Origin of the sequence: Leucobacter sp. BZR 635, from assembly GCF_048061935.2 — a bacterium.
GTDB lineage: Bacteria > Actinomycetota > Actinomycetes > Actinomycetales > Microbacteriaceae > Leucobacter.
Genome location: NZ_JBLUNZ020000021.1, coordinates 1 through 11,472, shown reverse-complemented (window position 1 = coordinate 11,472; position 11,472 = coordinate 1). Strand labels below are relative to the sequence as shown.

14 protein-coding genes are annotated in these 11,472 nt (G+C 66.7%); 11 read left to right on the top strand and 3 right to left on the bottom strand.

Annotated features, from left to right (window positions below; all coding sequences use genetic code 11):
- Positions 1 to 759 (top strand): NAD(P)H-dependent flavin oxidoreductase (locus ACI1US_RS03225; protein WP_461638112.1); only part of this gene is annotated, 759 nt, incomplete at its 5' end.
- Between the two features lie 39 nt (positions 760 to 798).
- Here the strand turns inward: ACI1US_RS03225 and ACI1US_RS03220 are convergent.
- Entirely contained in the window at positions 799 to 1,707 is a 909-nt protein-coding gene (locus ACI1US_RS03220; protein WP_461638110.1) for a phosphoribosylaminoimidazolesuccinocarboxamide synthase, read from the bottom strand.
- A 79-nt stretch (positions 1,708 to 1,786) separates the two neighbouring features.
- Here ACI1US_RS03220 and ACI1US_RS03215 point away from each other — a divergent pair, with 79 nt between their 5' ends.
- Positions 1,787 to 2,377 (top strand): SRPBCC family protein, encoded by a 591-nt coding sequence (locus tag ACI1US_RS03215; RefSeq protein ID WP_461638108.1) that lies wholly within the window; start codon positions 1,787 to 1,789, stop codon positions 2,375 to 2,377.
- Between the two features lie 9 nt (positions 2,378 to 2,386).
- Here ACI1US_RS03215 and purD read toward each other — a convergent pair whose 3' ends face one another.
- Positions 2,387 to 3,646 carry a phosphoribosylamine--glycine ligase gene (gene purD, locus ACI1US_RS03210; protein ID WP_461638106.1) on the bottom strand — a complete coding sequence of 420 codons (1,260 nt, stop codon included), beginning with the start codon at positions 3,644 to 3,646 and terminating at the stop codon, positions 2,387 to 2,389.
- Positions 3,647 to 3,668: 22 nt separating this feature from the next.
- Between purD and ACI1US_RS03205 the strand changes: the two genes are divergently transcribed.
- The 4 genes from ACI1US_RS03205 to tatA (ACI1US_RS03190) all read left to right on the top strand — a co-directional run bounded on the left by ACI1US_RS03205 (position 3,669) and on the right by tatA (ACI1US_RS03190) (position 5,065).
- Positions 3,669 to 4,034: a sterol carrier family protein gene (locus ACI1US_RS03205; protein WP_461638104.1), complete on the top strand. Its 366-nt coding sequence runs from the start codon at positions 3,669 to 3,671 to the stop codon at positions 4,032 to 4,034.
- Positions 4,035 to 4,122: 88 nt separating this feature from the next.
- The gene (locus tag ACI1US_RS03200; RefSeq protein ID WP_461638102.1) at positions 4,123 to 4,461 is read left to right on the top strand and encodes a hypothetical protein; all 339 of its coding nucleotides are present in this window, start codon (positions 4,123 to 4,125) and stop codon (positions 4,459 to 4,461) included.
- Between the two features lie 65 nt (positions 4,462 to 4,526).
- Complete coding sequence (gene tatA, locus ACI1US_RS03195; RefSeq protein WP_461638100.1) at positions 4,527 to 4,721, top strand: twin-arginine translocase TatA/TatE family subunit; 195 nt, start codon at positions 4,527 to 4,529, stop codon at positions 4,719 to 4,721.
- A 125-nt stretch (positions 4,722 to 4,846) separates the two neighbouring features.
- Positions 4,847 to 5,065 carry a twin-arginine translocase TatA/TatE family subunit gene (tatA, locus tag ACI1US_RS03190; protein ID WP_461638098.1) on the top strand — a complete coding sequence of 73 codons (219 nt, stop codon included), beginning with the start codon at positions 4,847 to 4,849 and terminating at the stop codon, positions 5,063 to 5,065.
- Positions 5,066 to 5,331: 266 nt separating this feature from the next.
- On the opposite strand, the gene purF is transcribed toward tatA (ACI1US_RS03190), so the two are convergent.
- Positions 5,332 to 6,792, bottom strand: a complete 1,461-nt coding sequence (purF, locus tag ACI1US_RS03185; RefSeq protein ID WP_416550097.1) for an amidophosphoribosyltransferase — start codon at positions 6,790 to 6,792, stop codon at positions 5,332 to 5,334.
- 150 nt (positions 6,793 to 6,942) lie between these two features.
- Here purF and purM point away from each other — a divergent pair, with 150 nt between their 5' ends.
- The 5 genes from purM to ACI1US_RS03160 form a co-directional block, all read left to right on the top strand.
- Positions 6,943 to 8,052 (top strand): phosphoribosylformylglycinamidine cyclo-ligase, encoded by a 1,110-nt coding sequence (gene purM, locus ACI1US_RS03180; protein ID WP_461638096.1) that lies wholly within the window; start codon positions 6,943 to 6,945, stop codon positions 8,050 to 8,052.
- Between the two features lie 259 nt (positions 8,053 to 8,311).
- Positions 8,312 to 8,605, top strand: a complete 294-nt coding sequence (locus ACI1US_RS03175) for a WXG100 family type VII secretion target (protein WP_461638094.1) — start codon at positions 8,312 to 8,314, stop codon at positions 8,603 to 8,605.
- 23 nt (positions 8,606 to 8,628) lie between these two features.
- Positions 8,629 to 8,934, top strand: coding sequence for a hypothetical protein (locus ACI1US_RS03170; RefSeq protein WP_461638092.1), 306 nt, complete (start codon positions 8,629 to 8,631; stop codon positions 8,932 to 8,934).
- Complete coding sequence (locus tag ACI1US_RS03165) at positions 8,934 to 10,925, top strand: alpha/beta hydrolase (protein WP_461638090.1); 1,992 nt, start codon at positions 8,934 to 8,936, stop codon at positions 10,923 to 10,925. The genes ACI1US_RS03170 and ACI1US_RS03165 overlap by 1 nt, the downstream gene beginning before the upstream one ends.
- A 194-nt stretch (positions 10,926 to 11,119) precedes the next feature.
- On the top strand, positions 11,120 to 11,472 hold a 353-nt coding region (locus ACI1US_RS03160; RefSeq protein WP_461638088.1), incomplete at its 3' end, for a hypothetical protein.

The following is an 11,472-nucleotide window of genomic DNA, read 5'->3' as shown; positions in this document are numbered from 1 at the left end:
CCCGAGGCTGCGGTCTACGGGGTGCCGCTCGATCCTCTGCCACGCACGGATGATGACGCATGGGGCGAGAAGATCGCGCTGCTGCGGGAGGATCCCGTTCCCGTTGTGTCCCTCACCTTTGGGCTGCCGGCGGCGGGCGAGATCCGCTTGCTGCAACGCGCTGGATCTGCGGTGCTCGCAACGGTCACCACCCCCGCTGAGGCGCGCGAGGCTGCGGACGCAGGCGTCGACGGGCTCGTCGTGCAGGGGCCGCGGGCGGGCGGGCACTCGGCGAGCTGGGATCCAGCGCGAAGGATCGTCGAGCGCTCCACCTCAGACGCGCTCGCAATGGTGCGGGCGACGACAAAACTCCCGCTGATCGCCGCGGGTGGGGTCGACGGTGCAGACGCGGTGCGGGAGCTACGTGACGGCGGGGCGACGGCTGTCGCGGTCGGCACGCTGCTGCTGCGCACCGCAGAAGCCGGCACCTCGCAGCCGCACCGCGACGCCCTCGCATCGGGCGCGTTCACGGAGACCGCGCTCACGCGGGTGTTCACTGGCAGGCCGGCGAGGGCGCTGCGGAACGGCTTCGTGAGCCGGCACGAGCACGAGGAGATCACCGCGTACCCCGCCGTCCACCACCTCACACGCGGGCTCCGCAAGCGCGCGGCGGCCGCGGGCGATACCGACCGACTGCATCTCTGGGCAGGCACCGGATTTCGTGAGGCGCGGGAGGAACCGGTGGCCGCGACCATCGCGCGGCTTCTCAGCAGGATCTAGCGCGGTCCGTGAATGGGATCCCCCGGCCGCTCACGGGACCTAGGCCGGCTGCGAGCCCGTCAGGCGCACGTAGAGCTCAAGGTAGCGGGCCCGGGTCTGCTGGACGATCTCTTCGGGGAGCACGGGCGGGGTGCCCTGCTTGTCCCAGCTCGCCGACAGCCAGTTCCGTACGATCTGCTTGTCGAAGGATGCGAGTCGCTCCGAGCCGCTCAGCGACTCGTCAGCATAGGTCGCGGCATCCCAGTAGCGAGATGAATCGCTCGTGAGTACCTCGTCGGCGAGCACGAGCTCGCCTGACACAGGATCCTTGCCGAACTCGAACTTGGTGTCCGCGAGCACCACGCCGCGCTCTGCCGCGAGATCGCGAGCGGCCGTGAAGATCTCGAGCGAGGCAGCCCGCAGCGCCTCCGCGACCTCCTGGCCCACGAGCTCGGCCGAACGCTCGAGAGTGATGTTCTCGTCGTGCTCACCAAACGGAGCCTTGTAGGCGGGAGTGTAGATCGGTTCGTCGAGGAGGTCTCCGTCGTGGAGCCCCGCGGGCAGCTCGATGCCGCACACCGCGCCCGTCTGCTGGTACTCGATAAACCCGGAGCCGGTGAGTGCCCCGCGCACCACGCACTCGATCGGGTACATCTCGAGACGGCGGGATACGACGGCACGATCCGCCACCGCATCGGGCACCGCAGGAGTGCCCTCGCCGACAGCAAGGTGATTCGCCATCGGGATCTGCGCGAACCACCAGTTCGACAGCTCGGTGAGCAGCGCGCCCTTGCCAGGAATCGGCGGCTCGAGCACGAAATCGAAGGCACTTACACGGTTGCTTGCGACGACGAGGAGGTGCTCAGACGACGTCGGGTCTTGCCCCTCGGGCACGTACAGATCGCGCACCTTCCCGGAGTACAGGTGGGACCAGCCGGGCAGTGCAAGGGGTGCGGGGAGAGCATTCACCCCACCATTCTCCCACCCTTGTGAGGGTTCAGCGGCCCGCAGATTATGATGAGTGCAGGAATACGAGAGGGTGAGAGTCATGGCGGCTGTCGGACCAGTAATTGCGCGCAAGCGTGCGAGGACTTCGCGAGAGACGGTGTGGACCTATTTCGCTGACCCCGCGCTCCTTGGCGCTTGGTGGCCCGACGCTTCACTCACCGCAGTGCTCGGAGGAGCCGTCTCGGAGCAGTGGGTCGATGGCGACGGTGAGGCCGCAGCAAGCCGCAACGCGGTCGGCGTCATCGACGTGCTCATCGCCGGACACGCCCTCGGGTTTCGTTGGCGCGACGGTAACGATGAGCACGAAACCGCAGTGCTGATGACGCTTCGCTCGCACGGTGCCGAGACCGAGGTCATGGTGACCGAGACCGGGTTCGGGCGGTTCGCAGACGCGTTCGAGCGCACTGCCGACGCACAGCAGAGCTGGATCGACCTGCTCGAGGCGCTCGCCGCCGTGCTGCCCGAAGAACTCCCAGAGGAGAGTGCAGAGGAGCTCCCGGCGGAGATTCAGGCGGAGATTCAGGCGGAGATTCAGGCGGAGATTCAGGCGGAGCCGGAGGCCAGCGCAGCGCCCGAGCCCGCGGATCCCGATTCCGAAGAATCAGGGACCGCGGACCCGAACACTGCCTAGCGGCGCAGCCTAGGCGACGCGCTCCGCGATATCCGTGCGGAACTGCCCGCCCTCGAGATCGATCTCGTTCATGGCCGAGTACGCGCGGGCGCGGGCCTCGGCGAAGTTCTGGCCGCGCGACACGACGCCGAGCACGCGGCCGCCGGTCGCGATCCACCCGTCGCTTGCCGTGCGTGCCGTGGCCGCGTGCACGAGATGCACGCCGGGAACCGCGGCAGCAGCGTCGAGACCGGTGATCTCGCGGCCCGTCGCGACGTCGCCGGGGTAGCCCTCGCTCGCGAGCACGACGATCATCGCCGGCTCGTCTGAGAACGTCGGAGCGGGCAGCGATGCGAGCTCGCCCTGCGCCGCCGCGAGCAGGTATGCGCTGAGTGGAGACTCGAGGCGCGCGAGCACGACCTGCGTCTCGGGGTCTCCGAAGCGCGCGTTGAACTCGATGACGCGCACGCCCTTCGGCGTGACGATGAGGCCGCAGTAGAGCAGCCCGATGAAGGGGGTGCCCTCGGCGGCGAGCTGCCGCACGGTCGGGATCGCGACGGTCTGCTTGATCTCCTCGACGAAGGCCTCGGTGCCGCCCGGCAGCCACGGCAGGGGCGAGTAAGCGCCCATGCCGCCGGTGTTCGGGCCCTCGTCGCCGTCGAAGATGCGCTTGTAGTCCTGCGCGGGGGTGAGCGCGACGACGTCCGTGCCGTCGGCGAAGAAGAACAGCGAGACCTCCTGGCCATCGAGGAACTCCTCAACGAGCACCTCGCCGTGCGGGGCCCAGCTAGCGACGTGCGCGAGCGCGGCGTCGCGATCCTCCGTCACGAGCACGCCCTTACCCGCGGCGAGCCCGTCAGCCTTCACCACGTAGGGAGCCCCGAACTCGTCGAGGACGGCGGCGGCGGTGTCCGAGGTGACCTGGGCGGCGCGGCCGGTCGGCACGCCCGCTTCGTCCATGATCCGCTTCGCGAACGCCTTCGAACCCTCGAGCTGGGCGGCGTCGGCGTTCGGACCAAACACGGGCACCCCACCTGCGCGCAGTGGGTCCGCGACGCCGGCGACGAGCGGTGCCTCCGGGCCGATGATGACGAGGTCGAAGCCGCGATCGGCCACGTACTTCTCCACGGCGACGGGGTCGGTGAACGCCAGATCCACCGTATCGACCCCGCTCGCCGCGATCCCGGCATTCCCGGGAGCGCAGACGATGCTGTGCCCAGCATCCTCAGAGAGCAGAGCAAGAACGATGGCGTGTTCGCGGGCACCCGGCCCCAAGACGAGAATCTTCACACCTCAAGGATAGTCTGGGCTGATGGCCAGACGCAGGATCTCAGCAGCAGACGGGCTCGCCGCGCTCGCCGCAGTCGAGTCCGGGAGTACCGCGCGCACCGATATTGCGACCGCGGTGCGCTTCCTCCTCGAGGAGCTCGCCGAGCTCGCCCCCGGCAAATCCGTCGAGGTACGCGTGCCGCCCTACGGTGCGGTGCAGTGCGTCGGCGGGCTGACCCACACACGCGGAACGCCGCCCAACGTCATTGAAACCGACGCGGAGACGTGGATCGGGATCGCCACAGGCGTTCTCAGCTGGGACGAAGCGACGGCGGGCGCGCGCGTGCTCGCCTCTGGGTCGCGGGCAAACCTTGACGGACTCCTGCCGGTGATCCGCCGCGGTCGCTGAGTGGCCTACGCGCCTCACGAACGCGGCCGCGCTCCTCGCGAACGCAGCTGAGACCCAACACACAAACGAAACCTGAGAGAATAGCCGTATGTCAACCGAAACGCAGCAGACCGTCGAGCTTCAGCGATCCGTGAGAATCGGCCGCCTGCTCATTGTCGGCGCAATCGTCGGCGGGATCGTTGGCGCGCTCGTGACGACGCTGTTTCCGATCCCCGAAGGATCGCTCTACACGATGGGGCAGATTGCCGGCTTCACGCTGCTCATCGGCGGCGTCGTTGGGCTCACGCTCGGCGGCGTGCTCGCGCTGATCCTCTCCGCTGTCGCGAAGCGCAAGCGCGGGACCGCGGTGCTTGAGCACACCGTGGTGGTCGGGGAGGGCGTTGAGCCCGCGGAACCGGCCGCCACAACAGACGAAAAAGCTGAGTGAGGGCGCGAATAACCCGCAGGCTGCTGTGCAATAATCGGCGAGTTCTTAACTGAAAGGGGCTCGCCATGTTGCAAGGACTCAGCGGAGCGCACCTGATCGTCATTGTCTTTCTCGTTGTGCTGCTGTTTGGTGCCCCGAAGCTTCCCGCGCTCGCGAAGAGCCTGGGGCAGTCGATGAAGATCCTGAAGCAGGAAGTTCGCTCTGACGAATCAGCCGACAGCGAGCCGCAGAAGCCCGGCGGGGCCGCCGGAGCCAACTAACGCTCGTACCTCCGGGGCGGATGCGGAGCGAGCCTTCGTCGCCGTTCTCAGGCGTTCCCACGCGGCGAGCAGACAACTACGGTAGTTTTGTTCGTAAGCGTTATTGAACAAGGAGTGCATTTCACATGATCGGCAACATGGGTGGTCCCACCCTCATCGTCATTGTATTCATCGTGTTGCTGCTCTTTGGTGCGCCAAAGCTTCCCGCGCTCGCGAAGAGCCTGGGCCAGTCGATGAAGATCCTGAAGAAGGAAGTTCGCTCGGACGACACCACCACCGGCGATGACACCGGTGCTGCCGAGGGCAAGGGTGACGCTCCGGAGGATCCGAAGAAGTCGGAATAAGTTAGCTTCGCAGCCGCGGTGAGTTCTCGTCGCTGAGCTGCATACGAAACGGCCGCCGTGTTCTGTTCAGAACACGGCGGCCGTTTCGTTCGCGCTGCTGGGCAACCGCTGCGGCCACGGGCGTTGGCCCGTCGCGCGCAGCGAATTGGGACACCCCCGGTGCCTCGCCGCCCTCGAGTTGGCAGTTGTTGTCGTTCTGGGTGGCCGAGAACGACAACAACTGCCAACTCCGGGGAGCGCTGGGCGCCGCAGCCGTCCGCCTGCCGCTAGCTCGTCTGCGTCGCCTCGACCCAGGCGAGGTACTCGGCGTCGACGTTGCCGGCGATGTACTCGCCCGTGAAGCAGCTCTCTTCGAGCTTCGTGACCTCGGTCTGGCCCGCGAGGATCGCACGGTTCATGCCCTCGACGGTCTGGTAGATGAGATGATCCGCCCCGAGCTCCGCGGCAATCTCGGCCGGGGTGCGGCCGTGCGCGATGAGCTCGTCGCGCGACGGCATATTGATGCCGTAGACGTGCGGGAACAGCACCGGGGGAGCGGCCGACGCGAAGATCACGGAGCGGGCACCCGCGTTGCGAGCCATCTCGACGATCTCGCGCGAGGTCGTGCCGCGCACGATCGAGTCGTCGACGAGGAGCACGTCCTTGCCCTTGAACTCGATGTGCATCGCGTTGAGCTTCTGGCGCACGCTGCGCTTGCGCACCGACTGGCCGGGCATGATGAACGTGCGGCCGACGTAGCGGTTCTTGAAGAAGCCCTCGCGGTACTCGATACCGAGGTTGCGCGCGAGCTGCATCGCTGCGGGCCGGCCCGAATCGGGGATCGGCATGACGACATCAATGTTGACGCCGGGCAGCTCCTCGCGGATCCGCTCGGCGAGCACGTCGCCCATGCGCAGTCGCGCGTCGTAGACCGAGATGCCGCTGAGCACGGAGTCGGGGCGGGCAAGGTAGATGTACTCGAACGCGCACGGCACGAGCTGCGACTTCGGGGTGCACTTGCGCGACACCATCGTGCCGTCGTTTGAGATGAGGATCGTCTCGCCGGGCTCGACATCGCGCACGATCTCATAGCCGCCGGACTCGAGCACGAGTGACTCGGAGGCGACGACCCACTCGTCTTGGCCGGTCTCGGAGAGGCGGTGGCCGAGCACGAGCGGGCGGATGCCGTTCGGGTCGCGGAACGCCACGAGGCCGTAGCCGGCGATGAGCGCGATTGCTGCGTAGGATCCCTCGACACGCTCGTGGAGTCGCGTCACCGCTTCGAAGACCTGATCGGCGTCGAGCGACAGGCCGGTGATGCTGGTCTGTAGCTCGTTGGCGAGCACGTTGAGCAGCAGTTCCGTGTCGGAGTGCGTGTTCAGGTGGCGGCGATCCACGTTGTAGAGCTCAGCCGTGAGCTCACGGGTGTTCGTGAGGTTGCCGTTGTGCACAAGGATGATGCCGTAGGGAGCGCCGACGTAGAAGGGCTGCGCTTCTTCCTCGCGGGCGGCGTCGCCCTTGGTTGCGTAGCGCACGTGGCCGAGGCCGACGTTGCCCATGAGCATGCGCATGTCGCGGGTGCGGTAGCCCTCGCGCACCTGGCCCTTCATCTTCACCGTGTGAAAATGATCGCCATCGAGCGTTGCGATGCCGGTGGAATCTTGGCCGCGATGCTGCAACAGCAACAGGCTGTCGTAGATCTGTTGGTTGACGTGATCAGACGAGACGATGCCGACAATGCCGCACATGTTGCGAGTTCGCTCCACTGGGTAAGGGGTTTGCGTCAAACGACGCAGCTAATAGTTTCCCACACCTCCGGCCGAGTAAACGATCAGGAAACAAACTGGGGCCCGCTTCGAATGCGAAATCTTGTCGCGCGGGCAGGGTAGCCTTAGAGCGTGAGCGAAAACTCGTCGATCTATGCCCAGTCCGGTGTTGACACTGCCGCCGGAGACCTCGCTGTCGAACTCATGAAGTCGGCTGTCCAGCGCACCCACGGGCCGGAGGTGCTCGGCGGTTTCGGTGGCTTCGCCGGCATGTTCGACGCGTCGGCGCTGCTGGGCTACAAGCGCCCGCTGCTCGCCTCGTCGACCGACGGCGTCGGTACGAAGGTCGCGATCGCGCAGGCGATTGATAAGCACGACACCATCGGGCAGGATCTTGTCGCGATGGTCGTCGACGACATCGTCGTGGTCGGAGCGAAGCCGCTGTTTATGACCGACTACATCGCCTGCGGCAAGGTTGTGCCCGAGCGCATCGCCGACATCGTGCGCGGTATCGCTGAGGCGTGCCAGGCGACGGGCACCGCCCTCGTCGGCGGCGAGACCGCGGAGCACCCGGGCCTCCTCGGCCCCGATGACTATGACGTCGCAGGGGCGGCGACCGGCGTCGTTGAGGCAGACAAGATGCTGCACTCGGGTCTCGTCGCAGACGGCGACGTCGTGATCGCGATGGCGGCTTCCGGCCTGCACTCGAACGGCTTCTCGCTCGTCCGCCACATTCTCACCGAGAAGGGCATCGGCTACGAACAGCACAGCGCGGAGCTCGGCGCGAGCTACGGCGAGGCGCTGCTTACTCCGACCGCGCTCTACACCGCGCCGCTGCTGCGCGTGCTCGAAGACCCGGCTACGGCTGGGGCGATCCATTCGCTCAGCCACGTGACCGGAGGCGGCATCGCGGCGAACCTCGCGCGCGTGCTGCCTGTCGGCTCGTGGATCGAAGTGGATCGCTCAACCTGGTCGCCGCTTCCCGTGTTCCGTCACCTCGCAGACCTCGGCGGGCACACGCTCGAGTCGCTTGAGGGGGCTTGGAACCTCGGCGTCGGCATGTTTGCTGTTGTCGCAGCTGACAAGGCACCGCTTGTGGCGACCGCGCTGACGGCTGAGGGGCTGGATCCGTGGGTCGTTGGCACTGTGTCCACCTCGACGCGTGATTTCACGGGCTTCGAGCAGGGTGCCAAGGGCGTCGACGGTGGCGCTGTGCGCCTCGTGGGGTCCTACAAGAACTAACTGCTGGGGAGTGTGCTGGCGGCTCGGAGCCGCGGCACGACCCCGGACATGGCCGGCCTGTGCGTGACGGAAGCGTTGCGCACAGGCCGGTTTTTTGTGCCTGAGTGGCCAAGTTATCCCCATTTCACGTTCGCGAGCCACACGCTCCGCCTCACCTCAATACGCTGAGAAAGCCGCACCGACGCGGCTCCCGGAAATCACTCCGGCAGAGCGAATCTTGGGGGCTCTTCGCAATCTCACGACAGATTGGATGGCACACATGGCAAACGTCAATATTTCCTATGCAGAGATGGAAACCGCGGCCTCGCAGCTGGGGATCGGGCGTGACGAAATCACGACGAAACTGCAGCAGTTGCAGCGCCAGATTCAAGCGCTTGTGGCCTCCGGATTCGTCACCGACAACGCTTCGAAACGGCTCGATGCGGCCTATTCCGAGTACACCGCGAGCGCGAACCTCGTGATCGACAGGCTCAGCGAGATTCAGCAGTTCATCACGCAGACCGCAGCCGCTCATCGTTCAATGGACGATGAGATTGCCGCTCGTATTCGCTAGGGCTGCCGGGGCTCGGCACGATCATGACTACGCGGGTCAGGCTGAACGAGGGCGTCTTGGCGTCAATCGCTGGCGGGTTACTCGAAGCGGGTACCGGGTTGCGCGCGCGAAGGCTCGGGCAGCCCACGTCATTCCCGACGGTCTCGGGAGCTGGGAATGAGGTCGACTCGTTCTTGGCCAGTATGTCGGTTGCGCGCTCGGTGCTCGCCGATGCCGCCCACTCAGCCAGCCTCGCCGCTGCAGCTCTCCTCAGCGAGAGCTCGGAGCTTGACGCGGCGATCACCCGCGCGATGCCTGGCGGGTTTCTGCTGAGCGCGGGGGAGCAATGATGACCGCTGTCCCGGTGGCCTCGGACTTGTTTCGCGGCACGCCGCGCGCCGGGAGTAACGAACAGGTGGAGGCAGTGGCCCGCTACCTCGACGAGCTCTGGACCAACGTGGTGAATTTCTCTTCGTCGGTGCTGTCAGCGCAGACGCAACTCGCTCAGCTCGAAGGCACCTCGGTCACCGCGCTCAAGCACAAGCTCGACAGCGTGCTCATGCCGGCAGCCGCCGCCGTGGAAGATGCCGCCATCACGGCGCGGGCTGCGATCAGGGTGCACGGCACCGTGGTTTACCGAGTGCACCGTGAGGCCGACCGTCTTGAGGCGGCGGCGACCAGACGGCTGCGAGGTATCCGTGAAGAGTGGCGCACGATCGACCGCATCGCCGAGGCGATCCGGGCGCGGACGATGGATCACTGGGAGGCCCCGCCCGGTATCAACATGCCTGAGCCCAGCCTCCGCGATGACGCCTCTGGGCTTGACGCGGGCGAACGCCAGGTACAGCTGCAGCTATTGCGAGACGCCTATCAGCTGAGCTGGCAGCGCGCAGCGCAGCGCTGGCACGATGACCTGAGTGAGATTCGGCTGCTGCGGGCCCGTTGGGACGGGCTCGTTGACGAACGGATGGGGGCGGAACGCGCACTCGTCGGGAGTCTCCACGGCACAACCGTGGCGCAGCTCGCAAGCTTTGGACAGGGGCTTCCCGGCGGACGCACCCAAGCCGTAGCGCTCGGCCTCACGGGAGAGTTGGGCGGCGTCGTACGGCCACCCGTGACGTGGCGGACAGATCACCCGCTGCTTGAGTCTTTGTGGGGCTCCGATGGGATCTCGAGCGCGACCGGCCGTCGACCCGATCCCGCCCGAGTGGTCAGCTGGTGGGCGGGGCTCACCGCTGCACAGCGGGACGAGCTCATGCTGAGTGTTCCCACCACCATCGGCAATCTCGGCGGGCTACTCCCGTCCGTGCGTGACCGTGCCAATCGCATTGCCATCGATGGGTTCCGTGCAAACCCGCAGCTCCTCGATGCCGAGGCGCGCAGGGTGCTCGCCGAAATTCAGCAGCTCCTCGACCGCGCCGCGGCGCAGCGTATCGAGTGGCCGCCCATTCAGGTGTACTCGCTCGAACTCGGTAACGGCGTCCCCACCGCGGCGATCGGTTACGGCAACCTAGATACCTCGACGCACACATCTTGGCTTGTGCCAGGCATGGGCAGCGACGCGTCGGACGCGCTGCCCGCCTGGGACAGCGCGGGCCGAAACCTCTTTCAGGTGCAGAGCTCCCTGCTGCGACGCGGTGAGGGAGGCGCCCCGGCGGTCGTCGCCTGGCTCGGATATGAGACGCCGAAGATGCCGCCCTCGCGAGAGGTCCTGCGGTCTGACCGCGCTCTTGTCGGAGCAGAGCGACTTGCCGCAGAGCTCGACGCGATGGCTGTCTCACGGCTGAACGCCACGGTCGATAGACCGGTGACTAACGTCATCGCTCACTCCTACGGCACGACGGTGGCAGCATCCGCGCTGACCCGAATCAGCTACCCGGTCGACACCTTCGTGATGCTGGGATCAGCCGGCCTCGACCCTCGTGAAGTGCCAGAGCTGGCCGGCCTACGCGTGCAACGCACCGACTCCGGGCTGCTCGGAATTTATGCGAGCAATGCCCCCGCCGATCGGCTCGCCCCCACCGGGGCGGCGCTTGCCGGGCGGCCGCTCCCAACCCACCAGTCGAAACCCCTGTTAGGCGTTCCGCAGCGCTTCCCCGACTACGACGGGGCGATCGAATTCCCCTCGGCCGGAGACGCCGCGCGTCGATTCGCTGCGACAGACGGGCACTCGTTTCTGGGCGAGGGGCCCCGCGCCGGCCCATTCGGGCTGAGCGCATCGTCTGGCCAGGGCTACGGCGACCTGGACACCCAGGCGCTGAACACGACAGCGAGAATCACCACGCAGATGTTTGATCGCGCGACGCTCGACAGCCTGCAGGTGCGCGGAACTGCCCGATGAGGCGGGCGATCCCGGAGCGGTAAGAAATCCCGGTGCGGTGAGCAATCTCGGAGCGGTGAGCAATGAAAGGAAACACGCCAATGACCAGGTTACGAAGAAAGGCGCGGAGGCAGCCTCGCCGCCCCACACGCGCGGTTATCGCGGCATGCGGTGCAGCCGTCGGAATCGCCGGATGCACCGCGGAGGAGTACCCCATGGACCCGACCCCAACTGCATCAGCTCCCGCGGAGCCGCAGCTCCCCGAAAACTCGCCTGCGTCGCTTGCCGAGCAACTGCGCTGGGTGGAGTCCGAGCTCGACTCCGCCGTCGCCGCGAGCGGCATACGCGAAGGCTGGTTCGCGGCGTTTGGCGAGATCGAGATCCCCTGGGATAACAGTCCCGAGAACCGGGTTGAGATTCTCGGCTCACTGCTGCCGCAACACTGCCCGGAGGGCGGGCAGCTCGTCCAAGACCTTGTTGTGCTGCATCCAGCGCAAGCGCTCACAGCCGCCGCGGGGGTGCGAGCGGAGTGGGTGCGCGCCGGCTGGGCGGTGTCCGATGTGCGCGA

Bases quoted from the DNA above. Each gene is read 5' to 3' on its own strand.
- ACI1US_RS03215 (WP_461638108.1), top strand. From the start codon at position 1,787: ATGGCGGCTGTCGGACCAGTAATTGCGCGCAAGCGTGCGAGGACTTCG.
- ACI1US_RS03205 (WP_461638104.1), top strand. From the start codon at position 3,669: ATGGCCAGACGCAGGATCTCAGCAGCAGACGGGCTCGCCGCGCTCGCC.
- ACI1US_RS03200 (WP_461638102.1), top strand. From the start codon at position 4,123: ATGTCAACCGAAACGCAGCAGACCGTCGAGCTTCAGCGATCCGTGAGA.
- tatA (WP_461638100.1), top strand. From the start codon at position 4,527: ATGTTGCAAGGACTCAGCGGAGCGCACCTGATCGTCATTGTCTTTCTC.
- tatA (WP_461638098.1), top strand. From the start codon at position 4,847: ATGATCGGCAACATGGGTGGTCCCACCCTCATCGTCATTGTATTCATC.
- purF (WP_416550097.1), bottom strand. From the start codon at position 6,792: ATGTGCGGCATTGTCGGCATCGTCTCGTCTGATCACGTCAACCAACAG.
- ACI1US_RS03175 (WP_461638094.1), top strand. From the start codon at position 8,312: ATGGCAAACGTCAATATTTCCTATGCAGAGATGGAAACCGCGGCCTCG.
- ACI1US_RS03170 (WP_461638092.1), top strand. From the start codon at position 8,629: ATGACTACGCGGGTCAGGCTGAACGAGGGCGTCTTGGCGTCAATCGCT.
- ACI1US_RS03165 (WP_461638090.1), top strand. From the start codon at position 8,934: ATGACCGCTGTCCCGGTGGCCTCGGACTTGTTTCGCGGCACGCCGCGC.